Origin of the sequence: Rhizobium sp. CECT 9324 (assembly GCF_918741265.1) — a bacterium.
Classification (GTDB): domain Bacteria; phylum Pseudomonadota; class Alphaproteobacteria; order Rhizobiales; family Rhizobiaceae; genus Allorhizobium.
Genome location: NZ_CAKKMZ010000002.1, coordinates 120,937 through 144,667, shown reverse-complemented (window position 1 = coordinate 144,667; position 23,731 = coordinate 120,937). Strand labels below are relative to the sequence as shown.

Here is a 23,731-nt window from a genome sequence, read left to right as displayed (position 1 = left end):
AAACGCGCCCTCCAGCAACGCTTGCCCTATTGTCAGGATGTCTGACAACGCTCCAGCTCTCTATTAGTCTGACTCAGTTTCCATGTCCAGTACGCAAGCCGACAAGCGGCCAAAAACCTATCCCGGTCCTGCGCGCCAGAGCCATCAGCCCTCAAAACGTCTCTAGCGTCAGGTCAAGCCGTCCCGAAGCACCCATGAGGTGGCGGTGCATGGCGGCCCTGGCCGTCAATGGATCGCGCGTTGCCACCGCATCCCGGATCGCCACATGTTCGGCGATCGTGGTCTCGACAATTTCCTCAAGAATGGCAGCCGCGCGCGCTGCATTGATTGCAACACTAATGCGCTCGGCGATGAACCCAATGAAAAGTGGGAAATACTCGTTATGGGTCGCCGCCGCCAGCGCCCGGTGAAACACCAGATCGGCTACGATGCCCTGATCTGTCCATTTCTCTGCACCCGTCATCTGGGCCAGTGAATCGTCCAGCTTCTTCATGTCGTTTTTGTCATGGTGGATAGCGGCCAGACCGGCGGCTTCGATCTCCAGCGGGATGCGCAACTGGAAGAGGCTGCGGAAGCTGTCACGATCGTGCAAATCGTTTTGCTCGATACGAATGGAGCCTCGCCCGAAACCCTCGGTGACGAAAGCACCGACGCCCTGGCGGGTATCGACCAGGCCCTCATTGCGCAGCTGGGCGATTGCCTCGCGCACGACGGAACGGCTCACACCAAAGGTCTTCGCCAGAATATGCTCGGTCGGAAGCTTCTCGCCTGGCAAAATCCGGCCTTCGGCAATTTCCTTGCCGATATGACCGGCAATGCGTGCCGGGAGATGTTCGCTCCGCTTGATCTGGCTAAAGTCCGCCGCCATTCTGTAATCCATCCCTGATAATGCCAGACTATTCTACGATAAGTTCGGGAAATTCAATTGGCAGCCAGGGTTCATCACCAGAGATGGATCGATTGCCTGTTTGACCGCGGTCAACAGCGCCCGCCTAGTCGGGTCCAGCCTCGCATCGAAATCGGCACGCTTCAGGCGACCGATGCCGTGTTCGGCGCTGATGCTGCCGTAGTAATCGTCAACCACCTGGTTGACCACCGTCTTTGCCTTGTAAATCCTGGCAGCTATCTCCTCGGCCACGATGCCAGCCGGCGGCAGGACATTCAGATGCACATTTCCGTCGCCCACATGGCCATAGGAGACGCAAACGCAGTCAGGAAGCGCATCCAGTACCGCCTGTTCGGCGTCGCGGACAAAATCGGCAAGGCGTGACAGTTGCACGGAAATGTCAGTGCGCATATGCGGACCGCGCTTGGCCTGCCCCTCATTCATGCCTTCGCGGAAGAGCCAGAGATTGCGTGCCTGTGCCTGGGACGCGGCAATCACCCCATCCACAACCAATCCATCCTCCATGACACCGGTGAGAAAGCGTTCCATCAGGTCGGCAATATCCACCAGACCGGAACCGGAAATCTCCATCAGCACATAGGCCGGATAGTCGCCGGCAATCGGCATGGCGAGGTCTGGAATAGCTTCCCTCGCCAGCACGAAGGCGAGCGGCGGCATGAATTCGAACGCCGACATCAGGTCGCAGCAATCGCGTCGCGCACGCCGATAGAGCTTGATTGCATCATCGAGCGAATTGAGCCCGAGCAATGCGGTTGCGATCTGCTCCGGATAAGGCGTGAGCTTGATCGAAACGGCCGTGATGATGCCGAGGGTGCCCTCGGCACCAATAAACAATTGCTTCAGGTCGATACCGCGATTGTCCTTGCGAAGCGTCGACAGGCCATTGAAGATCGTGCCATCGGGCAACACGACCTCCAGGCCCAGCACCAGTTCGCGCGTCATACCGTAGCGCAGGACATTGATCCCGCCGGCATTGGTCGAGACATTGCCGCCGATGCGGCAGGAGCCTTGGGTACCGAGTGCGAGGGGAAAATACATACCCCGGGCAGCAACGTCATCCTTGATTTCTGACAGGATGCAGCCGGCCTCGACGACGGCCGAGAAGTCATCGGCATCGACATTGCGAATGGCATTCATGCGCTCCAGGCTGATCACGACCTGCGTGTCCGGCTGGTCGGGTATGCCACCCAGCACAAGTCCGGTATTGCCGCCTTGAGGAACGATCGTCAGCTGCAGATCCCGGCAGGCCCGCACGGCATTGGCCACATCAACGGTTGAGCGTGGACGCAACACCGCAACGGCGCCGCTGGTGACGTCGCCATGCCAGTCGCGACAAAAGCGCAGCATTTCGGCCGGATCCGTGAGAACCATGTCACTGGAGAGGGCTGCACGCAAGGACGCCTGCAGATCCGCGGTTTTACTGATCCCATCCACGTTCATATTGTCTCGCCTTTTCGCGGGCCGCTGCAACCTCCTGGCCGCTCAGTGCAAGACCGGAGTTTTTGGAGCGCATCCCAATTATTCTGTTTTCAAGCAGATCATATAAGGTTATCAGACAACCTTACAATAGAAATTTCTGACCGCCTTTCGTTGAGGTGTTTCGACGAGATGGCAGGCGGTCATATCCTTGGGAGGAGAGACCTGATGCATATCCTGATCATTGGTGCGGCCGGCATGGTTGGTCGCAAGCTGGCAGCCAAACTGACGACCGACGGAGCGCTCGGCGGTAAGCCGATCACAGAGATGACTCTGGTGGATGTCGTGACGCCCGAGAGGCCCAACGGTTTTACCGGCAAGGTCCACGCCAAGGAGGCCGACCTTTCTGCCCCGGGCGAAGCTGAATCGCTGATCGCGGCGCGGCCCGACGCCATTTTTCATCTGGCCGCCATCGTCTCTGGCGAAGCAGAACTCGATTTCGAAAAGGGCTACCGGATCAATCTTGATGGCACGCGCTACCTGTTCGACGCTATTCGTCTGGCAAACGGCGTTGACGGCTACAAGCCACGCGTTGTCTTCACGTCGTCGATCGCGGTTGTCGGTGCACCCCTGCCCTATCCGATCCCCGACGACTATCACACGACACCGCTGACCAGCTACGGCACCCAGAAGGCGATCTGCGAACTGCTTCTGTCCGACTACAGCCGCCGCGGCTTTTTCGACGGCATCGCCATCCGCCTGCCGACGATCTGCATTCGTCCAGGCACGCCGAACAAGGCAGCCTCCGGCTTCTTCTCCAATATTTTGCGCGAGCCGCTGGTCGGCAAGGAAGCCATCCTCCCGGTGTCCGACGATGTTCGTCACTGGCACACATCGCCACGCTCGGCGGTGGGTTTTCTCATTCACGGTGCAACGATCGATCTGGATACGGTCGGACCGCGCCGGGCGCTTTCCATGCCGGGGCTCAGCGCCACGGTCGGCGAACAGATCGAGGCGCTGCGCCGCGTGGCCGGCGACAAGGCCGTCGCTTTGATCCGCCGCGAGCCGGACGAGATGATCATCAAGATGGTCGCCGGCTGGGCTCCGGGATTTGAAGCGACCCGCGCGAAAGCGCTTGGCTTTACCGCCGAAACCTCCTTTGATGAGATTATCCGCGTGCATATCGAGGATGAGCTGGGAGGAAAGCTGTGACCGATAACTATCTGGCCAAGACGTCACCGCGCCGGATTGCCTTTCTCGGTACCGGGCTGATGGGCGCACCGATGGTGCGGCGCCTGCTTTCCGCCGGCCATCAGGTCACAGTGTGGAACCGTGACCGTACCAAGGCCGAGGCCCTCCAATCGCAAGGCGCTAATGTCGCCGAGACGGCTGCCGCGGCTGCCACTGATTGCGAGATCGTCTTCACCATGCTGAGCGATGGCAAGGCCGTGGATGCGGTGCTGTTTGAAGCTGGCGTAGCCGAGGCTTTGGCGCGTGGCGCTGTCGTGGTCGACAGCAGCTCGATCGCGCCACCGATCGCCAAGGATCACGCAAACCGTCTACTGCAACGCGGCATTGCTCATGTTGACGCGCCGGTGTCGGGCGGTGTGGTCGGGGCAGAGGCCGGAACGCTTGCGATCATGGCCGGCGGTACGGCAGACGTGATCGACGGGCTCTCGGACGTATTTGCAGCACTCGGTCGGGTAACCCATGTCGGACCTTCTGGCGCAGGCCAGATCTGCAAGCTCGCCAACCAGCAGATCGTCGCTATCACCATTGGTGCTGTTGCCGAAGCAATGGTCCTGGTCGAAGCCGGAGGGGCAAGCCGCGAAAAATTCCGCGATGCCATTCGAGGCGGGTTTGCCGAAAGCCGAATCCTGGAACTACATGGTGCGCGCATGGTCAAGCGTGACTTCACGCCCGGCGGACCGTCGAAGCTGCAGTTGAAGGACCTTGAAGCGGTCAAGGCCATGGCTGATCGATTTTCACTAGAGCTGCCGCTGACCGAGCAGGTGCGCCGTGAATTCTCCGACTTCGTCTCGGCCGGGGGTGGTGATACAGACCACAGCGGCCTGCTGCTGCACCTGGAAAAAATGAATGCCGCCAAGGGCGGGGAGGAAAACAATGGTTGAAGACATCAAGGCGTCGCGTCGCCTGCGTTCGCAGGACTGGTTCGACAATCCCGATCATCTCGACATGACCGCGCTCTATCTCGAACGTTTCATGAATTACGGCACGACACCGGAAGAACTGCGTTCCGGCAAGCCGATCATCGGCATCGCCCAGTCGGGCAGCGACATCAATCCCTGCAACCGCCATCATATCGAGCTTGCCAAGCGCATCCGCGACGGCATTCGCGATGCCGGCGGCATTCCAATCGAGTTCCCGACCCATCCGTTGTTTGAAAACTGCAAGCGACCGACTGCCGCCCTCGACCGCAACCTTGCCTATCTCGGCCTGGTTGAGATCCTCTATGGTTACCCACTCGACGGTGTCGTTCTGACCACCGGCTGTGACAAGACAACCCCTTCCGCGCTGATGGCGGCCTCGACCGTCGATATCCCGGCGATCGTCTTTTCCGGCGGGCCTATGCTCGACGGCTGGCACGATGGCGACCTGGTTGGTTCCGGCACGGTGATCTGGCGGTCGCGTCGCAAATATGCGGCCGGTGAGATCACGCGCGAAGAGTTCCTCCAGTCGGCGCTCGATTCCGCACCTTCGATCGGCCATTGCAATACCATGGGCACGGCCTCGACGATGAACGCCATGGCCGAAGCGCTCGGCATGTCACTGACCGGCTGCGCCGCAATTCCGGCCGCCTATCGCGAACGGGGCCAGATGGCCTATCGCACCGGGCGTCGCGCCGTCGAACTGGTGCAGCAGGACATCAAGCCGTCGGATATTCTGACGCGCGAGGCGTTCCTCAATGCAATCCGGGTCAATTCGGCGATCGGCGGGTCGACCAATGCGCAGCCGCATCTGGCGGCCATGGCCAAACATGCCGGGGTCGATCTTTACCCGGACGACTGGCAGACGCATGGCTTCGACATTCCGCTGCTCGCCAATGTGCAGCCAGCGGGCGCCTATCTCGGCGAGCGCTTTCACCGGGCTGGTGGCGTACCCGCGATCATGTGGGAGCTTTTGCAGGTTGGCAAGCTCGAAGGCAACTGTCCGACGGTGACGGGAAAGACAATGGCCGAAAACCTGGAAGGCCGGCAATCGACTGACCGCGAAGTTATCCTGCCTTTCGACGCGCCCCTCAAAGAACGCGCCGGGTTCCTCGTGCTGAAGGGCAATCTGTTCGATTTCGCCATCATGAAGATGAGCGTCATCTCAGCCGGTTTCCGCGAGCGTTACCTGAGCGAGCCAGGCAAGGAAGGCGTGTTCGATGGCAAGGCTGTGGTCTTCGACGGATCTGAGGATTACCACAAGCGGATCAACGATCCGGACCTGAATATCGACGAGCGCACGATCCTGGTGATCCGTGGCGCCGGCCCGCTTGGCTGGCCGGGTTCGGCGGAAGTGGTCAACATGCAACCCCCGGATCACCTGATCAAAAAGGGCATTCTCAGCCTGCCGACGATCGGCGACGGTCGCCAGTCCGGCACGGCCGACAGTCCGTCGATCCTCAACGCCTCGCCGGAAAGTGCCGCCGGCGGCGGACTTGCCTATATTCGCACCGGCGACGTCATCCGCATCGATTTCAACTTGGGTCGCTGCGACATGCTGGTCGAGGTTGACGAGATCGAACGGCGCAAGGCCGACGGGATTCCTGCGGTTCCTGCTGATGCAACGCCATGGCAGATGCTCTATCGGCGCACCGTCACCCAACTGGCCGACGGCGCCGTCATCGAGGGCGCTCCCGGGTTCCGCAAGCTCGCCGAAAAGCTTCCGCGCCACAATCACTGAGTGTGCAATCCCATGTCGCAAGGCCAGTATAAGGACTAGCCTTGCGACATGGCCGGTTTGCAGCGGGCAGGAATAGTCAGCGAGAAAAAGCCGGGGGCATTCAACAACCCGGCCTCCCCTTGGACAGGATCTGCTTCCGAGACGTTCTAGCCCTCAGGGCAAGTGATGGATTTGCACGTCCGGGACAGCGGTCTTCGCCAGTTCACAAAGGTGCCAATGGTGCGTGAGATAAATCACCTGGCCGATATTCGACATCTCACCCAGCAAACGGAACACTTCCAGAGACCGCGGGTTGTCGAAGCTCTCCATAATGTCGTCGGCAATGAAGGGGACGGCAGGACGCACGGCAGCAAACTCCTCGTAGCCTGCTAGCCTGAGCGCTAAATAGAGTTGGAACTGCGTGCCTGTCGACATGGCCTCGGCCAGTTTCGATGCTCCGTCCGCTGCCATTCCGATCAGGATTTCCCTGTCCCGGTCGAATTGCGTGGCAAGGCCTGTATAATTGCCGCCGGTGATCAGGCGGAAAGCTTCGGACGCGCGGTTCATCATCGAACTGCGATGCTTTTCGCGATATGTGTGCAAGGCCTGTTCGGCCGTGAGAATGCCCGCCTTCAATGTCAGATAGCGCGCTGCCAGCTCTTCAATTTCAACGAAGATCGTCCGGCGCTTCGTCTCGATCCTCGCTACGGCGTCGTCTCCACCGACGGCATCCAACTTATCCTTTGCCCGGGTCGCATCGGCATAGAGGTCTCTCGCCCGGACCGCCAGATCCTCGATGCGTGTCGAAAGCTCCATCGCCTCACGTTCCACGTCGTGGGGGTCGATATCCGTCAGGCGTTTTTCTGCTTGCGCAAGACTTGATGCTCTCAAGGTCTGTGCGATCTGCTCCTTGAGCGCAACCATGCGCGTTTCGATCCTTTCGCGCTCCTTCGCCTGATCGAGGTACCCAGCAACCGCTGCCAGGGTATCCGTGCCGAAATAGGCCGTCAGCTCTGTCTTACGCGCATTGTGCACGGCAAGGTCGGTCGCCAACGTGGAGCGCTCCACTTTCAATCTTGCCAGTTCAGCCTGCTTGTCATCGACGATTTGCTTGTTTCGCAGCGCTGATTTTTGCATGTCGAGCAATCGGCTGGCGGCGGCAAGCGGATCATCTGTCGCTTCGCCATCATCAAACTGGGCAAGCAGTGCAGCCATATCGGTTCGAAACTGCGATTGATCGCGTTCCATGGCGCTGACGCGTTGCGCCATTTCCTGACGTTCCTTCAAGATACCCGGCAACTTAGCGAGGACATGAAGAATTTCCCGGATTGTGGCGACTGTGCCTGCATGATCCACCAGCCAGGTTTTCCCAAGCGCGTCGAGCCAGGCTTTCTGCCATGCGTCTGCGCGTGCCTGTGCCTCACCCAACTCACGCTCACGCACGTTTATTTCGCGCGAAAGCTCCGCCACGGATTTCTCATGGCTGGCCAAGGCTTCAGACTGTGCCCGGTATTTGGACACAAGATCTCGCGCCTCCTGCACCAGTGCATCGAGCGGCTGGTCAAAGAGGTTTTCCAACTGCGCCCTCCCGTTCTTGGCCTCAGTCCTTAGAAACTGGGTCAATCCGTCCTCAAGTTCGACGCGATATCCACCGAGCTCCTTTTCGATATCGGCAATAACAATGTCGGCCTGTTGCAGATCGGCATGCGCTGACAAGGCGTCGAAGCGCCTGCCTGACCAAGTTTCCAGCGTTGCCAGCCGCTCCAGCGCATCATCGTGACGAACCAGAACTTCCGGCAGGCAGGTAGCGATTTTCTGCGCGATCACCGCATAGTCCGCCTCTGCCTCAAGCAGCAATTGGCCATGCCTCTGGATGGCAGCCGTGTTTTCCGCTGATCGTTGTTGCAGTTGGCGCAGTTCAGCCAGGTCATGCACATGGGCCAGGCGGCTCGCGGAAGCCGAATCGTCCCGGCGCAGGAACTCTTCAAAAGTATTCGCCGTCTTGATGTCGAGCGCTTCGATATGGACCTGCCAGGCGATGTCTCGCTCAGCCCGCAGCGCTAGTGCCGTCGCGTCATCGATCGTGCCACTGGCGTTAAAGGACGCCAGACGGGCGTCGATCGCGACCTGCTCCGTCACGAGGTCCCGCTGACGCGTGCGGTGGTCAGCCACACGACGGTCGATGGCAGTCGCCTGAGATCTCCACAGTTCGATCTGGCGAGCGTCCACTGCAGCCGTCGCCGCCAGATCCTCCATGTCCCCTGTCCAGGGCGAAAGCCGCGTCAGACGACTATCGAAGGTCCGCTGCAGCTGAAGCCTTGTACGTTGCTCGACGACGAACCGGCCCACAAGATCGGACCCGGCGAGGCGGGCAAGTGCCAGTTCGAGCTTTGCCAAGGACTGGCTGTCGCCGGAACCCATCGTTTCAGTTGTATTCGCCGCGTCTGCGCGGAGCCGATCCAGAGTATTGCGGGTCCGGTTCAGCTCGCGCTCAGCGGCAATAAGCTCCGCATCAACGCCAGAACGCCGTTCGATGAGATCGCGAATGATCGCCGTGTTGGCTGCGGACAACAACAACACTTCCGGATTTTCCTCGCCGGCCCGATCGAGATCGGCAAGGAGCCGCACCAGCATGCCTTCTTGCTCGGCATATGCCTGTCGGCGTTTGGGGAGGTCTGCCTGTGCAGAACGAAAACGCGCGCTTCCATCGGCCAGCATTTCAAGGTGGGCGGCAATACCGAGGCTCTTTTCATCGACCGCTATTGCGTCGATGTCACACACGAGCTGCTCAATCGCGCGGTCCTTCTCCTGCAAGAGTGCCTGGAGCCGGGTTTCATCGCGCGACAACTGTGGCAGCAGAGCAAACCATTCGACGGGCGGTCGCGGCAAGTCCGCCAGCGTGGCAGCGTCCTGGACAAGACGCGCAAGTTCCGATGCAAGCGGCACCGCCGTCAGCACCCGCTCCAGCTCGACATGCCGGGTCCGCGTCTCAGCAAGCTCCGCCGCCGCCGCATCATAGGCAACCTGTGCCTGTTTATAGGTCGCCGTCAGCGCTGCATGCGCTGCCGCGAACGTGTCCGTCGCGTTGCGCTCAGCCTTGAGGGCCTCCAGCGAACGCTTCAGTTCGGCAAGCCTGGTGGTGGACGATCGCTTTTTGTAAAATGAGCTCGCCTCTTCCGCCGCCGACGAAAGGACCTTGCTCAGCCCGGCAAGGCCCGAACTGGCCGAAAACAGGAGCTCACCCAGTTCGCCCTTGCTTTGCATGATGGCGTTTCCGCCGTCCTTCAGCGACTGGTCGTCGAGGGAGAACATCGTCCGATAGGCCTCGCGGGAGACGCCGCCGAGGGCTCGTGCCAGGAGGGCGTCATTGACAATTGCACCGTGCTCATCGGTCAGGCTGCCGGTTCGTTGTTTCAAGCGAACGAGTTCGTGCGTGGCGCCATCGATGTCCAGCTGCGCACCGATGCGCATTGCACTATAGGGATGGAGGAAATTGTAGGGTGTTTGCGAATGCATACCGAACAGCAAATCCAGATATGCGGTCAGCGTTGTGGACTTGCCGGCCTCGTTGAGGCCGTAGACAATGTGGAAGTCAGGACGTCCGGGCGTAGCCTTGCCAAAATCGATGACGCAATCGGTGAACTTTCCATAGCGTGTCACGTCGAGCCGGTTGAGGCGCATCAGTCGTCATCCCGGTCGGCAGCACTCATGCGGGCGGCAATATCTTCACTTCCCTTGACCAGCAGATCGTCGAGGAATCGATCAAAGCCGGCTTCATCGTCGCCCGCGAAGTGCCGGCTCTCTGGCGGAAGGTCCGCCAGGAGATCGCGGACCATGTCACCGATTTGATCACGAAACCCCGAACGGGCGAGCACGTCATCGCGCATCAGCTGCCGCAGTTCGCTCACGGGGTCAGCCGTTGCGCGCTTGATTTCACCAGGCGGCTGAACGGCCAGTTCGATCTTTTCAACCCATGTATTGCCAAGCCGGTCGCTGCGCTGTTCGGCTTCCGCCTGCATCAGGTCGATGTCGCGACGGATCTTCCAGGCAAGAGGCGTTTCACCCACCAGGCGCAACCGCGTGACCAGCTGAGGCGAGGCCGTGCGCTCCCGCAGGCCTGATAGCGCGATTTCGATTGCAGTGGCCGCATCGCGCCATTCGCTGAGGCCACCCAAGTCGACGTTCAGCCGCTCGAACTGCGCAACGCTGGTCAGACGTTCTTCAATGGTGATGGAACGATCGTCCGCGATGGTGACCAGCGACACGGTCTTGGCACCGGCCTCGTTGATGTCGCGTCCCTGCGGCATGCCCGGCATGACGACCGAGCGCCCACCCTGGTGGTGCCTGCGTTGATGGATATGACCAAGCGCCCAGTAGTCGAAGCCGGAAGCATGCAGATCGGCGACATTGCACGGCGCATAGACATCGTGACCCGGTGCGCCGGCAAGGCTGGTATGCATCAGTCCGATATTCACCGCATCAGGCACAGGCGCCATGTATTTCGGCAAAAGTCCCTCCGGCGCCTGTGGCTTGGAAAAACTCATTCCGTGGATTGCGACAGAAAGGCCCCTGCCGCCACACGCGACGACCTCGGCGCGTGCACCGAAGATTTTCACCGACGGCGGGAGCACCAATTCCTGCGTGATCCTTGACAGCGCGTCATGATTGCCGCGGATGACATAGGCGGCGATACCGCCCTGGTGCAGGCGCTCCAATTGACTGGCGAGGAAACGCGCAGTTTTCATCGATGTCTGATCGCCATCATAAAGATCGCCCGCAATCACCAGGGCGTCGACCTGCTCCTCCAGGCAGAGATCGACGACAGAGACAAGCGCCTGACGCGTCGCGCCACCGATCAGATTCGCCAGCTCACCGTTGCGGAGTGCCAGGGAGCGGAGGGGTGAATCGAGATGGATGTCTGCAGTATGGACGAATCGAAATGGCATGAAGGAATCCGGAAGCGATTTCCGCCACTATAGGACAAAGCAGTTGCCTACCGCTACCGCCATGCTCGACGGGACATGCGCATATCAACCTTTGCAAGCCGCGTCTCAGAAAGGAACGTGGCACGCGAGCACCCTGGCGATTTACTTCATTTGCAAATTAGGCGAGAACCGCGTGTCGAAATTCCCCAACCTCAGTGATCGCTGTTGCGGCGTGACAAAGGGTGAGCCGGTGGTTTGGTTGACACTGGCTGCATCGTTTACCGACGCGCATGGACCTGGGCAGACCGCATGATCGAACATACCTCGCTGATAGTCACAATAGCCCTCGTGTGTGCATTTCTTGTCGGGCTTTCCAAGGGAGGCCTGCCGTCGGTCGGCACCCTCGCTGTCCCGTTGCTTGCGCTCGTCATCTCGCCGGTGACCGCAGCCGCGCTGTTGCTGCCGATCTACATTGCCAGCGACATGGTCGGCCTCTACCTCTATCGCCGCAGTTATTCCGGTCGAAACCTTGCCATACTCGTTCCGGCATCGCTGCTCGGCGTCGCCATCGGATGGATGTTCAGTGCCTATCTGTCGAGCATATTCATCGGCATGATCGTTGGAATGGTCGGCGTCATGTTCTGTCTCAACGCATGGTTGGGCGCCCGCTACCGGAAAGTGGCGAAAGAAGCTGATGTCCCGGCAGGAATGTTCTGGGGAACACTCACCGGCTTGACCAGTTTCGTCTCGCACTCGGGCGGACCGCCTTACCAAATGTACGTGCTGCCGCAGCGTCTTGAGAAGATGACATTCGCCGGAACCTCGACAATCCTGTTTGCCATCATCAACGCCGCCAAGGTGATACCGTATTGGGAACTGCAACAGTTTTCCAATTTTGACAGCACCCTGGTTCTCTGGCTGATGCCGGCGGCGATCATTGGCACGGTGGTCGGCAAGAGACTGACCCAAGTCCTGCCAGAGAGCCTTTTCTTCCGTATCGTCGAGATCGGCCTGCTTTTCCTGTCGCTGAAGCTGATAGCGGATTTCGTCTTCAGTATTTAGACAGACAGTAACCGCTCATGTTTGCCTCGAGCGCGCGCAGCGTCACAAGCTTGAGGCAAGCAGGCCACCTATAAATGACCCCTGATAATTGGGGAACTGAAGTTGAATTGGCATCCGATTGAGGCGCTTGAGCCTGGGCGATTGGCGGTTTTGTTTTTCATGGACGAGGCAAACCCGCGGTGCCTTGGCTATGTCGAGCAGAATGGCATCTGCGGCTGGCCAGACCATGTCTCAGGCCGCAGACCCCATGGCTGGCTTGATCTATCCGCCATGCTCGGGGGATGCCTGAAACCGTCAGGTGCGTGATGTCACGAGCATAACCCTCCCTCCAATACGACCATTTCTGCCTTCGGATGCTGACTTGGAGTGAACCCCTCGGGCTGGACCAGCGGGGCGCTTCAAACTAAGCCGCCTGCTGGGCGAGTTGGGTTTCAAATTCTTCTGGCGATCGGTAGCCAATGGCTGAGTGCAGCCGCTTGGCATTGTAGACGTCTTCGATGAATCTGCGCAATCGCTCGGCGACGTCTGCGAAGGTTTCATACCCGGCCGGATAGATGTCCTCTACTTTCAGAGTCTTCATGAAGCTCTCGGCCTGCGCATTGTGATAAGGGTTGCCAACGGCGCTCATGGATCCCTGTGGGCCTGCCGCATCGAGCGCTCGTCGATAGGTCTCACTTGCGTATTGGCATACGCGGTCCGTGTGGTGAATGCAGCCAGGCGGAGGCTTTCTGTAATGGCCGGCGCTGACAGCAGGAGAGAACACGATCATTCTTGATAATAGTTGATAAAGAGCCTACCTTGTCTCTATCACATCAGATGGAGGACCACATGATCAGCGCCGATCTGGGAAAGCAGCTCGAAAGCTATATCCAGCAACTCGTCGATACAGGTCGCTATGGCTCGAAAAGCGAAGTCCTTCGTGAGGGCGTGCGACTGGTCCAGGACCGCGAGACCCGGCTTGCCGCGCTGGATGCTTCCATCATGCGCGGCATTGCCGATGCCGACGCTGGACGAACTAGGCCGGCGAGCGATGTCTTCGACCGTCTCGACGCTAAATACCGTGCGATGGCTGACAAGGCCGACAAATCGGCATGATCCTTGAGTTTTCCAGCGAGGCGGCAAATGACCTTGAGCAGATCGCCGATTACATCGCTCAAGACAATCCCCAACGCGCCCTGTCATTCGTTCGAGAGTTGCGGATCAAGTGCGAGGATCTCGTCGATACGCCGAACAGCTTCGCCCTCGTCCCCCGCTACGAGCACCATGGCATCCGTCGGCGCGTTCATGGCAACTACCTGATCTTCTACCGCGCCGAACCCGCGAAGGTGGTCATCATCCATATCCTGCATGGGGCCGCCGACTATGGCGCCATCCTGTTCGGCAAATAATGTAAGTCGGCCTATCTGGGGCGACCTCACGCGCTAATGCCGAACTAAGCGGCTACCCTGTGTGTCTCAGCGCCATCACGCAGAGCAGCCATCCCATAGTCGTTTAGCATTGAACAGGATGAACCTTCGTGCTCCCGCACGGATGGCCTCAGGACGAAGTGACAACGCGTCACTTATCCGTCTGCAACAGAAACGCTGTTCAATGCCTCAGTGAGCTGCACCCCGCTGCGCCGCACGATCCGTCTTATTTGGCGAGACCGCGTTCTCGCAGAACCCGTCTGACCTCCCGCTCGCGCGAGGACACCATTGCAACCCACATCTTCTGGCGGATGATGGCGAATTTCGATTGCTGAATCGGCTTCATAACAACATACCTTGTATTTCCACGTCCTGCATCATGCCTGACACGACGACAAGAATGAAACGCAATTTTTGCATCGCAGCATTGCGTCATAGGTCGCTTTGCCGCCATCACGAAATGGTTGCTCTGGTTCGGCTATTGACGTGAACGTTTCGTTTCTTCCAGATAGACCCAAGGGTTGGACCCAGACGGACATCGGACAAAAATGCAGCTTCCCATCAAGTCGATCCTGGTTTTCCATACGGCCGCTCGCGCCGGCAGCATATCACGGGCCGCCACGGAGCTGAGCGTAACGCCATCGGCCGTGAGTCAACAGATCCAGGTGTTGGAGGTTCAACTCGGCGTCACGCTCCTGGCGAAGGCCGGCCGCGGCATTACGCTGACAGAAGCCGGCGAACGCTACTTCTCGATGATTGCCGACCAGATTGAGCAAATAGAAGAGGCCACCGGCACGATCCGGGGCTTCCGGTCGGTTGAGACCCTGACTATCCGCGCCACCCCTACCCTTTCTAACAAATGGCTTTTGCCTCGATTAAGCACCTTTCTGGATCGTCATCCCGATATGGAAGTCCGTCTCGACGGTACGAATGAACCGACCGACTTCAATCAGGAGCTTGTTGACCTCGAACTGCGACATGGAGACGGCCGCTGGCCGGGCCTTTTTGTCGAGGGCATTGCGGAAGAACAATTCTATCCCGTCTGCTCTACCGATTATGCCCAAGCCGGCAGCCTGACCCCGCAAGATTTGTTGCATCGGCGCCTGATACATTCGGCGAAATCACAGGCACAGTGGACGACCTGGTTTCCGCTTACTGGAATCAAGCCGGAAGAACGCTGGCGACGGGTCTTGTTCGATCGCAGCCATATGGCGATCGATGCTGCCGTGCGCGGGATGGGGATAGCGCTCGAAAGCACACTGATGATGGGAGAGGAAATTAAAACCGGGCGACTGGTTTGTCCCGTCGTCTCACCGCCGGTCGTTCGAATCGTAACCCAATGGATCGTCTGTCCGCGCGATCATCTGCGCCAGAAGAAAGTGCGGCTCTTTCTGGAGTGGTTGCGTGCCGAACGTGACATCTGGCAACAGGCCCATCCGCTGGGTGCGCTTTCAGACTGAGCCTGTCATGCCATTCAACCAGATGGTGGTCCTGTGCGTGATCGTCTCCAACGAGAGCTCGATATCAAGCCGGATCGAGTTTTGCATCGATCCCGGGTGGTTCAAGCGTCACCAACTGGCTCTCCAGCGAGGAGGAACTTGCGAAGTGGCTGCTTCTGGTCTGCTGCCTTTGCGCAATCAAGCCTGGCGATCCATCGAGAAAGACAAAACGGACGGATCCCAAACGGGACCGCAGGAGATCCCGGTAGCTGCGCTTCAGTACCGAGCAAGAAATGATGACCAGGTACTGTCGCAAAGACAACGCCCGATCGCACACCGCGTTTAGCCACGGACCGCGTAGCGCGTCCGTCAGCGGGATGCCCTGCCGCATGCGAACGACATTATCAGCCGAATGCAGATCGTCGGCCTCGACAAAAGCGCCTTCGAACCTTAGCGCCAGCCGTAAGCCAACTTCGGATTTGCCGCATCCGGCGACCCCCATGATGACGATGAAATCGTCATGGGAGGGTAACTCATGTCTTCTGCCATCTCAGTAAAGACCAAGCAGCTTTATCGGAGCCAGTGTCAATTGCGGGAACAGCACCAGAGCGAGGATCGCAGCCACAAGGATGGACATTGGCGCAAGCGAACCTTTGATGACGTCCTCAATCGACATTTTCGCCACCTGCGCCACCGCGAAAAGACAAACCCCGACCGGAGGTGTCACCAGGCCAAGCGTTAAGGTAATGACCATGACGATCAGAAAATGGATGGGATCCACTCCCAGTGAAACCGCAGGCGGCAGAAGGACCGGGATCAGAATGAACATGGCCGCAATCGCATCCATGAACATGCCGACGACAATGAGGAAGAGGAAGATCATCACCAGTGCCATAGTGGGTCCCGTGCTGATCGCACCGAGGAACGTCGCGACCTGCGCCGGGAGGCCGTCATAGGTGAACACCCAGGCGGCAAGCTTGGCGGTTGCTGCAATGAATAGGATCGTGCCCGATGTGCGCGCAGTTTCAACGAATATGCCCGGTAAGTCGCTAAGCTTGATTGTCCGGTAGAGCACAACCGCGAGGAAAAGCGTGTAAAGCACAGCAATGCCGGCTGCTTCCGTCGGCGTAAAATAGCCTCCGACGATGCCGGCCATCAGGATGACGGGCGTTAGCATCGGCAGGATCGCAGCAATGCCTGTCGTAACGACTTGGCGGACATTGAAGGGCGTCGGCGGATTGAAACCGTGGCGCACGGCGTAGATGTGATTGAACACCATGAGCATCAGCGCAATGAAAAGACCCGGTATCAACCCCGCAACCAGCAAGGTGCCGATTGAGGCATTGGCAATCGAGCCGGCAATCACGATGAGGATCGAGGGGGGAATGATTGAAGACAGGGTCGAGCTGCACAGCGTCATGCCGACGGCATAGCCCTTCGGGAAACCATGGCGCTCCATTGCCTTGATCTCGATAGCACCGATCGAGGCGATGTCGGCGACAGAGGAACCGGATACCCCACCGAAGATGACGGAAGAGGCGACGTTGACGTGACCAAGGCCACCCGGCAGCCAGCCGACCGTGGCTTCGGCAAAGTCGAACAGCTTTTCGGCAACGCGCCCACGTTCCATCAGCACGCCGACCAGGATGAACAGAGGCACCGCGACCAGCAGGAACGAGTTCATGGCCGAGAACATGCTCTGAGCCAGGAGATCGATCGGCGTCGATGTGAAGAACAGGATCGCGGCCACACTGGCGAGCCCGAGGGCTACGGCAAGAGGAACACCCAGCGCACTCATGACAAGGAAGAGGGCAAGAAGAACAAGGCTCATAGCTGCTTCTCCGTCTTTGGCTTGGCGCTTTCAACGAGACGGATTTCGGGCATGACCTGCAAAGGGTCAGGAAGCTCGATCAGGTCGCGACGGGTTCTCAGCGATTCAACGATCGCAAGCACTGCCAGGATTGAACTGAGCGGCATGATCGTGCCGATCAGCCACATGGGAATGGCAAGGGTCGCAGCGGTCTCGTTCATCATCCATTGCTGCTGGACGAGGTGATAGCCGGTCCATCCCGTCAGTGCGAAAAAGACTACCGAACTGACCACGTAGATCGGCACGGACAGTCGACGGATTAAACTGGGCATCATGGAGATCAGAACGGTGACGCGCGCGGTCTCGACCGTTCTGAACCCGGCCGCAAGACCAAGGAAAATCATCCAAACGAAAAGATAGCGGGTTGCTTCTTCGGTCCACGAGACCGGCAAACCAAGCAGGCGGCTGGAAACCTGAAGCAGGACGACGAGCAGCACACCGATGACGGCAATACCAGCTGCAAAATCGGTCGCGACCTTGAGGGCCTTGCCGAACATTGAGGGGTCTTTGGACATGCCATATTCTCCTGTCCGGATCGGCCTTGCGTCCGATCCGGTTGGGGCCCGCGGATCAGTTCTTGCCGACGGCGGCAACAGTCTTGTCGAAGAAAACCTGATCTTTCACCAAGTCGGCAAAGACGGGGTATAGCTCCTTCGAGACAGCGACGAACGCCTTTTGCTGCTCCGCCGTCAAACGATTGACTTCCATGCCGTTTTTCTGCAGTTCGGCAATCGTGCTTTCGGCGGTTGCCGCGTCGTTTTCAACCTTCCAGGCTTCGGCTTCCTTGCCGGCTTCCTCGATGGCCTTCTTGTGCGCATCGCTCAGGCCTTCGAACTTGGCCGGATTGATGCCGAGCACCCAGCCATCACCCATGTGGTTGGTGATCGAAGCATATTTCTGCACTTCGAAGAACTTGGCACTGAGCGGCACGTTGATCGGGTTTTCCTGACCGTCGACGACCTTCAGCTGCAGGGCGTTATAGACTTCGGCGAAGGCCATCGGGGTCGGCGCCGCACCCATCTTCTTGAAGAATTCGACCCATAGCGGATTGTTGGGCACGCGGAACTTCAGGCCGACCAGATCTTCCGGCTTCTCGATCGGGTGTTTGGAATTGGTCATCTGGCGGAATGGCCGCGGCCAGAGATTGACGCCCTTGATGCCGATATTGTTGAGATCGGCAATCAGTTCCTGCCCCTGCTCACCGGCGAGGTAGCTTCGCAGCTGCGCCTCGTCATCGAACAGATAAGGGATGGAGATGGCGGAGAATTTCGGATTGAAGTTCGCATAGAGCGAGGTCGCCAGCACCAACATGTCCAGAGAACCGCCGGCGAGCTGCTTGACTGCAGCCGATGGATCGCCGCCATAAAGCGTTCCATTCGGGAAGACCTTGATCGTCAATTCGCCATTGGTCTTGGCGGAGACAAGCTCGGCAAACTTGTTGGCGGCAACGGTGATTTCCGATGTATCCGGATCCGGTGTCGACAGGGTGAGCGTCTCAGCCTGAGCAAACGACGTGGTGAGCATGGTGGCTGCTGCCAGCAGGCTGCGAAGTGTAAAGTGTTTCATTTCATTCCTCCCATTTGATTTTTACGACTCTAGATCAGGCGGAGTTGCCTCCACCCGCATTCCTGCGTTGCAGTTCCAGAATGACGCCGCTGTGGTCGAGATCTCCATCACCATGCTCCACCATGGCCTGGAAAAGCCGGTCAACCTCCTCGCTGACCGGAAGCGTCAATCCACGGCTTCGGGCAAAACCCAGCGCCGTCGATGTATCCTTCACCTGGTATTTCGCCGGACCGCCCGGCTGGAAGTTGCCTTCCACCATGCGCAAGCCATGCTGACGAAAGACCGTTGAATCGGCGAACCCACCGAGCAGAGCCTCACGAACCCGGGCCGGATCGGCGCCGCCACTCTCTGCCAGCGTCAGCGCTTCAGCGACCGCACAGATCGTCGAGGCGACGATCAGCTGGTTGGCGAGTTTCGTCAGCGCACCGCTTCCCGACGGACCGACATGGGTCACGCGGCCGAGGCAAGCGAACAACGGCCGGAGACGATCGACAATCGCAGCCTCACCGCCTGCCATGATGGCAAGCGTTCCTTCCTTAGCGCCTTTTTCACCACCAGAGACCGGAGCATCGAGACAGTCGACACCACGATCGCCGGCGGCCTTTGACACGGCGACTGCCATTTCGACTGGGATCGAACTCATGACCAGCAGGGTCGAACCAGGCCGCATCGCTGCTATGACACCGTCATCACCCATCAACAAAGCTTCGCAAACCGGGCCGGAGCTTAGCATGCAGAGCACCACATCGGCGCGACTTGCCGCTTCGGCTGCATTCCCCGCCGTGGTAACGCCCCTGTCCTGCAGCGCCGATGCTTTGTCCAATGTCCGGTTCCAGGCCGTGACCTTGAACCCGGCCTCGGCCAGGCGACACGCCATGGGTGCCCCCATGATGCCGGTGCCGATGACGGTGATGGTGGGATTATTCATCTGTCCACACCTTCCCACTCACGGATAGCGCCGTGTCGAGAAGCGAACCGGGCGTTCCTCGACAATCAGCGGGGGGAAAGCGTCGCGGAAACGCGCCAGATGGGGCGTTTCCAGATGCGCGTCGAAGTCTGCGCGACTGTCGTAGACTTCATAGAAGACAACAGTGTCGTCCAAGCCTTCCGGGCAGATCACGTCGAACTGCCGGCAGCCCGGCTCGTCGGCAACGGAATGTTTCGCGTCATCACGGGCCGCTTCCAGGAAAACCGACAATTTGCCCGGCTTCACCTGAAATTCGGCGATCACGACAAAAGCCTGGCGGTCCATATCATTCACCGCGCTTACTCTGCAGCCATCTTGGCCGGACGGAAGCGATCTTCCATATCCCGTCGCAGCTTGACCACATCAAGGTCATTGACGATTTCGACATCGTCGAAAGACACGATCTGGTCCTTCTTGATCGGCCGCTTGAGCTTGACGTTGTGGGCAAGACCGATCGGCAAGGCTTTGAGATCAAGACTGCGGCTTGCCGGGATGGCATTGGCCCAGACGGCGTAACCGCCCTCGCCGTCCAGCATTTCGCCGGGCTGCATATCTTTTTTAGCCGTCGCCACGGCATCACCGCGGAACTCCTTGGAGCAGCCGGTCGGCTCGTTACGCAGGACAGCAGACAGCACGCTGATAGACGTCTCTAGACCGATGATGTGGAATGGACGCCACATGGATGCGTACCAGCCCGAGGGATCGGTTAGCAGGCCATACTGCTTGAAGCAGGCACGGGCATATTCGTTATGCGCCTTGAAGGTGACGAACACACCATAGCGGATGTTGTTGAACACCTCGCGGCCATCCGGCTCCTGGCTGGCCGCAATATCAACCAGACCAGAGCGTGCCATGCGGCCACCATCGGAGACGGGGCGGAAGACACGGGCCAGATCGTGCAGACCGGCCGGCGGAAAGGCGAGACCGTCATCCGGGCAATCGAGGCCGGTTCCGTTGGCAACGGCCGCCATTTCGATCGCCGCCTTGGTGCCGTCGGTAAAGGAATTGTAAAGCTTCGGATTGAGGTTGTCTGCCGCAACCTGTTCTTCGGTCCAGCCGAACAGGCCCCAGACCGTATCCGGCGTGGAATAGCGATAGCGCGGCTCGAAATTCATGCCCTTGCCGGCAGAAGTAATCTCGAAGCCGGTCGCACGTGCCCAATCGACGAGTTCGCAAATTAGCGCCGGCTGATCACCATAGGCCATCGAATAGATCAGGCCCTTGGCGCGCGCCTTTTCCGCCAAGATCGGCCCGACCATGACGTCGGCTTCGACATTGACCATGACCACATGCTTGTTGTGCTCAATGGCGCCCAGCGCATGGCGGGTGCCGGCGATCGGATGGCCGGTGGCTTCGATGATGCATTCGATCTCGCCGCATTCAAACATCGCGTTGACATCGTCGGTAACGAAAGTCGTTCCGTTCTTGATGGCATCGCCGCAACCGGTCGCCGCGTAGCGCTCTTTCGGCCAGCCGACGCGGCTCATGGATTCCTTTGCCTTGCCGACGTCAAGATCAACGACAGCGACCAGGTGAAGGCCATGGATCCGCTGAGCCTGGGCCATAACCATGGACCCGAACTTCCCGGCGCCTATCAGGCCAACCCTAACGGGGCGTCCATCGGCGGCACGAAGTGAAAGCAGTGAGTAGAGATTCATTTCAAAATCCTCGGCTGGGGATTGTCTCGTAGTAGAGACCGGCCGGAGCCAACATCAGCAACAAGCATTCTCTCGGATTTTGGCCGTACGTGACCCTCCGCGAATACGATGCCGACGATGGTTTTTGTCTCCTCCCGGAGAACAAGGCAACTTTGCCTTATCCTTGCTCAGCCGCCTCCCACAACGGCTGATGATGAAATAGTAGGAGGAATAAAAATTAGCTCAATTTAGAAATTTCGGCAGAAACATTAGAAATTCTACACATCAGAGCCACTTTGATCGCTATCGTGTTCTTGCAACCAATCCACTATCGCAACTACCGCTAGTGTTGAGCGGCTTTCGCATGAGCGCACCTGAGGCTTTGGAGGCTCGGCCTATTGCTTGGCATGCTCATGAAGTGAACTGATTCTATGACGCACGCCTTGATGGGAACTCTAACCAGCGACCCGCAATTCTAAAGGCTTAGGCGACCCAAGGGTTGAGCACTTTCAATCCGGCGGCCTCAAATGGGCCTGTATCCCGCGTGGCGACAGTGAGATGGTTCTCTGCTGCCGTGGCAGCAATGTATCCATCAGCCTTGCCGATCGCCTTTCCGGATATTCGACCGCCGGCCATCAGCTCTGCGTAGAATTGCGAGGTACCTACATTAAAGGGCAGAATGCGCCCGTCAAAGATCGGAAGAACTTCACCTTCAAGGCGATCGCTGAGAATTGTTTGGCGCTTCCCTGCAGGCATTGAGGCAATTCCGAAACGAAGTTCGGCAATTGAAATTGCAGAAATAAATAGTGTTTCGATGGCCTGTGCATCAAGCCAAGTCAGCACACAAGTATCAGGTGCCGGCTTCCAAGGCTCAGATATTACATTAGTATCTAGCAAGATCATTCGAAAGTCATCGGTTCTCCCGGTGTCCCGTCACGCTTTTGTTGCAGCGCTTCCACGTCACTGTTTGACAATTCGGCGTCACGGCCAATGGCCGCGAGCAATGATCCGAGTTTCACGCGTCCAGATGGACGAACAGCGGCTTCAAGAATGTCACGAATTTCGGCTTCGGTACTACGGCCGTGGTGAGCTGCTCTTGCGCGTAACGCCCGATGAGTTTCATCAGAGATGTTGCGAATTGTCACCGCTGCCATTGACCCGCTCCAATCCATATTTTGCAGTGATATCACGTTAACAAAAATGATAGCATTTTTCAAGTCGTGCTGTGAGAAAGAAATGTGGCCTTGTAACGCGTTCTTCGCCTTGATGAGAACAGAACCGAAGACCCTTAGATACAGGCACCTCAATTGCTCAGTCACGCCTCTGCCTCCAACCCCATCCCATCCAATTCATGAAGCTATTTGGCGACAAACCGTCGTCGCCATTTCGCGCAACCAGCGATATGCCGGGTCGGCATCCAGGCAAGGAGGAGATATCGCCGATTTCACGCTCTGCGCTTTGCGGACGGGAAGGTGGATCGAAGTTGGCAATACCCAATTCAGTGCTCCTTCGGCCACTGTTGGCCGTTAGGAAAACGCGTGAGCTCGAGGAATGACCGGCTCCCCGTCGGCTCTTGCGACCGGTATGCAACACCAATCATGCGACGCGGCAATAATGCACCCCGCGCTACGTCACCGCGATTCGTTGAACAAAATCCAGAAAAGCCCGCACCTTGGCCGGCGGCATGTGGCGTGACGGATGATAGGCGTAAAGCGGAAATTGCTCGCCGGACCATTCCGTCAGGATCGTCGTCAGCGCCCCGCTCTCAAGCCATTCGTCGAGACCGATGGCAAAGCTCTGGAATAGGCCTTGCCCAGCGAGACAGGCCGCGACGGCAGCGGAGGGATCGTCCATGACCAACCGCCCTGCCACCTTGATCTCGATGGCACCGTTATCCCCCTGGAATTCCCAGGTGAACGGCCGCCCGGTCTGCGGGTCGCGAAAGAGAATGCAATCGTGGTGCATCAGGTCGTGGGGCGTGGCTGGAACGCCGTGACGGTCGAGATAGGCTGGGGCAGCACAGGTCAGCACCGGTACGTCAAGCAGTTTGCGCGCGATCAGCGAGGATTCGTCCGGCGGACCGAACCGCACGGCGACATCCGCGCCGCTCATCATCTCTTCGCGATAGTTGCTGGTGGTCAGATCGAGCGTCAGGCCGGGATAGCGCGCCAGAAATTCACCGATCCTCGGTGCCAGCACCATGCGCGCGAACCAGGGATCGATCGAAACCCTGAGCCGCCCGCCGACGAATGCCGCAGAACCGGCGGCTTCGGAGGCCGCTTCCTCCAGCCCGGCCAGCAACGGCATTATCCTGGCATGGAAGCGGGCGCCCTCTTCCGTCAGCGTAACCTCACGCGGATTGCGGTCGAACAATCTGACCCCGACGCGTTGTTCGAGCCGTGCTACCGCACGACTGACCCCCGATGGCGTGAGGCCGAGAACATCCGCGGCCCGCACAAAATTGCCCGCCTCGATCACTGCCCCGAAAACGCCGACCCCGGTCAGCAGCCGCGTGTCGAAACTCATGCACCCTCTCCGCCGCAAGGTCAGACTTCGCCGACCGTCTCTCCATGATGATTTGAAGTCATCTTATCTTTGATTTTAATGCGCGTGAATCATCTTTCTTCGTCCCGTAAATAGTTCCTCAG

General features: G+C 58.8%; 22 protein-coding genes. 7 read left to right on the top strand and 15 right to left on the bottom strand.

All coding sequences use genetic code 11. The features are described from left to right. Nucleotides 1–151 precede the first annotated feature (151 nt). Nucleotides 152–868 (bottom strand): FadR/GntR family transcriptional regulator, encoded by a 717-nt coding sequence (locus LQ231_RS20645; RefSeq protein ID WP_230173646.1) that lies wholly within the window; start codon nucleotides 866–868, stop codon nucleotides 152–154. A 33-nt stretch (nucleotides 869–901) separates the two neighbouring features. Then, a complete protein-coding gene (locus LQ231_RS20640) occupies nucleotides 902–2,347 on the bottom strand; it encodes an FAD-binding oxidoreductase (protein ID WP_230173644.1) in 1,446 nt (481 codons plus the stop codon). Nucleotides 2,348–2,551: 204 nt separating this feature from the next. On the opposite strand from LQ231_RS20640, the gene denD reads away from it, so the two are divergent. From denD to LQ231_RS20625, 3 genes are read left to right on the top strand one after another with little or no spacing between them, the layout of a single operon-like run. Beyond that, nucleotides 2,552–3,535, top strand: a complete 984-nt coding sequence (gene denD / locus LQ231_RS20635) for a D-erythronate dehydrogenase (protein ID WP_230173642.1) — start codon at nucleotides 2,552–2,554, stop codon at nucleotides 3,533–3,535. After that, nucleotides 3,532–4,455: an NAD(P)-dependent oxidoreductase gene (locus LQ231_RS20630; protein WP_290371379.1), complete on the top strand. Its 924-nt coding sequence runs from the start codon at nucleotides 3,532–3,534 to the stop codon at nucleotides 4,453–4,455. The genes denD and LQ231_RS20630 overlap by 4 nt, the downstream gene beginning before the upstream one ends. Continuing rightward, nucleotides 4,448–6,232: an IlvD/Edd family dehydratase gene (locus tag LQ231_RS20625; protein ID WP_230173640.1), complete on the top strand. Its 1,785-nt coding sequence runs from the start codon at nucleotides 4,448–4,450 to the stop codon at nucleotides 6,230–6,232. Before LQ231_RS20630 ends, LQ231_RS20625 begins: the two co-directional genes overlap by 8 nt. A 153-nt stretch (nucleotides 6,233–6,385) precedes the next feature. Here LQ231_RS20625 and LQ231_RS20620 read toward each other — a convergent pair whose 3' ends face one another. Together LQ231_RS20620 and LQ231_RS20615 are read right to left on the bottom strand one after the other, a co-directional pair. Then, on the bottom strand, nucleotides 6,386–9,892 hold the full coding sequence (locus tag LQ231_RS20620) for an AAA family ATPase (RefSeq protein ID WP_230173639.1): 3,507 nt from the start codon (nucleotides 9,890–9,892) through the stop codon (nucleotides 6,386–6,388). Continuing rightward, nucleotides 9,892–11,157, bottom strand: a complete 1,266-nt coding sequence (locus LQ231_RS20615) for a DNA repair exonuclease (RefSeq protein ID WP_230173637.1) — start codon at nucleotides 11,155–11,157, stop codon at nucleotides 9,892–9,894. The genes LQ231_RS20620 and LQ231_RS20615 overlap by 1 nt, the downstream gene beginning before the upstream one ends. A 288-nt stretch (nucleotides 11,158–11,445) precedes the next feature. On the opposite strand from LQ231_RS20615, the gene LQ231_RS20610 reads away from it, so the two are divergent. Next, entirely contained in the window at nucleotides 11,446–12,198 is a 753-nt protein-coding gene (locus tag LQ231_RS20610) for a sulfite exporter TauE/SafE family protein (RefSeq protein ID WP_230173636.1), read from the top strand. Nucleotides 12,199–12,601: 403 nt separating this feature from the next. On the opposite strand, the gene LQ231_RS20605 is transcribed toward LQ231_RS20610, so the two are convergent. Then, the gene (locus LQ231_RS20605) at nucleotides 12,602–12,826 is read right to left on the bottom strand and encodes an integrase core domain-containing protein (RefSeq protein WP_230173635.1); all 225 of its coding nucleotides are present in this window, start codon (nucleotides 12,824–12,826) and stop codon (nucleotides 12,602–12,604) included. Nucleotides 12,827–13,026: 200 nt separating this feature from the next. Here LQ231_RS20605 and LQ231_RS20600 point away from each other — a divergent pair, with 200 nt between their 5' ends. From LQ231_RS20600 to LQ231_RS20590, 3 genes are all read left to right on the top strand, one after another. Further along, on the top strand, nucleotides 13,027–13,293 hold the full coding sequence (locus tag LQ231_RS20600) for a type II toxin-antitoxin system ParD family antitoxin (RefSeq protein ID WP_230173634.1): 267 nt from the start codon (nucleotides 13,027–13,029) through the stop codon (nucleotides 13,291–13,293). After that, the gene (locus LQ231_RS20595; protein WP_230173633.1) at nucleotides 13,290–13,586 is read left to right on the top strand and encodes a type II toxin-antitoxin system RelE/ParE family toxin; all 297 of its coding nucleotides are present in this window, start codon (nucleotides 13,290–13,292) and stop codon (nucleotides 13,584–13,586) included. Before LQ231_RS20600 ends, LQ231_RS20595 begins: the two co-directional genes overlap by 4 nt. A gap of 566 nt (nucleotides 13,587–14,152) precedes the next feature. Beyond that, nucleotides 14,153–15,064, top strand: coding sequence for a LysR substrate-binding domain-containing protein (locus tag LQ231_RS20590; protein ID WP_230173632.1), 912 nt, complete (start codon nucleotides 14,153–14,155; stop codon nucleotides 15,062–15,064). 64 nt (nucleotides 15,065–15,128) lie between these two features. Here the strand turns inward: LQ231_RS20590 and LQ231_RS27320 are convergent, their stop codons facing one another. From LQ231_RS27320 to LQ231_RS20545, 10 genes are all read right to left on the bottom strand, one after another. Further along, complete coding sequence (locus LQ231_RS27320) at nucleotides 15,129–15,545, bottom strand: gluconokinase, GntK/IdnK-type (RefSeq protein WP_356637042.1); 417 nt, start codon at nucleotides 15,543–15,545, stop codon at nucleotides 15,129–15,131. 48 nt (nucleotides 15,546–15,593) lie between these two features. Beyond that, nucleotides 15,594–16,874, bottom strand: coding sequence for a TRAP transporter large permease (locus LQ231_RS20585; protein WP_230173631.1), 1,281 nt, complete (start codon nucleotides 16,872–16,874; stop codon nucleotides 15,594–15,596). Further along, nucleotides 16,871–17,428: a TRAP transporter small permease gene (locus LQ231_RS20580; RefSeq protein ID WP_230173629.1), complete on the bottom strand. Its 558-nt coding sequence runs from the start codon at nucleotides 17,426–17,428 to the stop codon at nucleotides 16,871–16,873. Before LQ231_RS20580 ends, LQ231_RS20585 begins: the two co-directional genes overlap by 4 nt. 55 nt (nucleotides 17,429–17,483) lie before the next feature. Further along, nucleotides 17,484–18,479 (bottom strand): DctP family TRAP transporter solute-binding subunit, encoded by a 996-nt coding sequence (locus tag LQ231_RS20575; RefSeq protein ID WP_230173626.1) that lies wholly within the window; start codon nucleotides 18,477–18,479, stop codon nucleotides 17,484–17,486. A gap of 34 nt (nucleotides 18,480–18,513) precedes the next feature. After that, entirely contained in the window at nucleotides 18,514–19,407 is an 894-nt protein-coding gene (locus LQ231_RS20570; RefSeq protein ID WP_230173625.1) for an NAD(P)-dependent oxidoreductase, read from the bottom strand. Nucleotides 19,408–19,425: 18 nt separating this feature from the next. Beyond that, complete coding sequence (locus LQ231_RS20565) at nucleotides 19,426–19,731, bottom strand: putative quinol monooxygenase (protein ID WP_230174989.1); 306 nt, start codon at nucleotides 19,729–19,731, stop codon at nucleotides 19,426–19,428. A 14-nt stretch (nucleotides 19,732–19,745) separates the two neighbouring features. Further along, nucleotides 19,746–21,104, bottom strand: a complete 1,359-nt coding sequence (locus tag LQ231_RS20560; protein WP_230173624.1) for a Gfo/Idh/MocA family oxidoreductase — start codon at nucleotides 21,102–21,104, stop codon at nucleotides 19,746–19,748. Nucleotides 21,105–21,566: 462 nt separating this feature from the next. Beyond that, the gene (locus LQ231_RS20555) at nucleotides 21,567–21,986 is read right to left on the bottom strand and encodes a type II toxin-antitoxin system VapC family toxin (RefSeq protein ID WP_230173623.1); all 420 of its coding nucleotides are present in this window, start codon (nucleotides 21,984–21,986) and stop codon (nucleotides 21,567–21,569) included. After that, a complete protein-coding gene (locus LQ231_RS20550; protein WP_230174988.1) occupies nucleotides 21,983–22,237 on the bottom strand; it encodes a plasmid stabilization protein in 255 nt (84 codons plus the stop codon). The genes LQ231_RS20555 and LQ231_RS20550 overlap by 4 nt, the downstream gene beginning before the upstream one ends. Nucleotides 22,238–22,709: 472 nt before the next feature. Then, the gene (locus LQ231_RS20545) at nucleotides 22,710–23,609 is read right to left on the bottom strand and encodes a LysR family transcriptional regulator (protein WP_230173622.1); all 900 of its coding nucleotides are present in this window, start codon (nucleotides 23,607–23,609) and stop codon (nucleotides 22,710–22,712) included. Between the last annotated feature and the right edge of the window lie 122 nt (nucleotides 23,610–23,731).

Excerpts from the sequence above, each read along its gene's own strand:
- LQ231_RS20645 (WP_230173646.1), bottom strand. The coding sequence starts at position 868 with ATGGCGGCGGACTTTAGCCAGATCAAGCGGAGCGAACATCTCCCGGCA.
- LQ231_RS20640 (WP_230173644.1), bottom strand. The coding sequence starts at position 2,347 with ATGAACGTGGATGGGATCAGTAAAACCGCGGATCTGCAGGCGTCCTTG.
- denD (WP_230173642.1), top strand. The coding sequence starts at position 2,552 with ATGCATATCCTGATCATTGGTGCGGCCGGCATGGTTGGTCGCAAGCTG.
- LQ231_RS20625 (WP_230173640.1), top strand. The coding sequence starts at position 4,448 with ATGGTTGAAGACATCAAGGCGTCGCGTCGCCTGCGTTCGCAGGACTGG.
- LQ231_RS20620 (WP_230173639.1), bottom strand. The coding sequence starts at position 9,892 with ATGCGCCTCAACCGGCTCGACGTGACACGCTATGGAAAGTTCACCGAT.
- LQ231_RS20615 (WP_230173637.1), bottom strand. The coding sequence starts at position 11,157 with ATGCCATTTCGATTCGTCCATACTGCAGACATCCATCTCGATTCACCC.
- LQ231_RS20610 (WP_230173636.1), top strand. The coding sequence starts at position 11,446 with ATGATCGAACATACCTCGCTGATAGTCACAATAGCCCTCGTGTGTGCA.
- LQ231_RS20605 (WP_230173635.1), bottom strand. The coding sequence starts at position 12,826 with ATGAGCGCCGTTGGCAACCCTTATCACAATGCGCAGGCCGAGAGCTTC.
- LQ231_RS20600 (WP_230173634.1), top strand. The coding sequence starts at position 13,027 with ATGATCAGCGCCGATCTGGGAAAGCAGCTCGAAAGCTATATCCAGCAA.
- LQ231_RS20595 (WP_230173633.1), top strand. The coding sequence starts at position 13,290 with ATGATCCTTGAGTTTTCCAGCGAGGCGGCAAATGACCTTGAGCAGATC.
- LQ231_RS20590 (WP_230173632.1), top strand. The coding sequence starts at position 14,153 with ATGCAGCTTCCCATCAAGTCGATCCTGGTTTTCCATACGGCCGCTCGC.
- LQ231_RS27320 (WP_356637042.1), bottom strand. The coding sequence starts at position 15,545 with ATGGGGGTCGCCGGATGCGGCAAATCCGAAGTTGGCTTACGGCTGGCG.
- LQ231_RS20585 (WP_230173631.1), bottom strand. The coding sequence starts at position 16,874 with ATGAGCCTTGTTCTTCTTGCCCTCTTCCTTGTCATGAGTGCGCTGGGT.
- LQ231_RS20580 (WP_230173629.1), bottom strand. The coding sequence starts at position 17,428 with ATGTCCAAAGACCCCTCAATGTTCGGCAAGGCCCTCAAGGTCGCGACC.
- LQ231_RS20575 (WP_230173626.1), bottom strand. The coding sequence starts at position 18,479 with ATGAAACACTTTACACTTCGCAGCCTGCTGGCAGCAGCCACCATGCTC.
- LQ231_RS20570 (WP_230173625.1), bottom strand. The coding sequence starts at position 19,407 with ATGAATAATCCCACCATCACCGTCATCGGCACCGGCATCATGGGGGCA.
- LQ231_RS20565 (WP_230174989.1), bottom strand. The coding sequence starts at position 19,731 with ATGGACCGCCAGGCTTTTGTCGTGATCGCCGAATTTCAGGTGAAGCCG.
- LQ231_RS20560 (WP_230173624.1), bottom strand. The coding sequence starts at position 21,104 with ATGAATCTCTACTCACTGCTTTCACTTCGTGCCGCCGATGGACGCCCC.
- LQ231_RS20555 (WP_230173623.1), bottom strand. The coding sequence starts at position 21,986 with ATGATCTTGCTAGATACTAATGTAATATCTGAGCCTTGGAAGCCGGCA.
- LQ231_RS20550 (WP_230174988.1), bottom strand. The coding sequence starts at position 22,237 with ATGGCAGCGGTGACAATTCGCAACATCTCTGATGAAACTCATCGGGCG.
- LQ231_RS20545 (WP_230173622.1), bottom strand. The coding sequence starts at position 23,609 with ATGAGTTTCGACACGCGGCTGCTGACCGGGGTCGGCGTTTTCGGGGCA.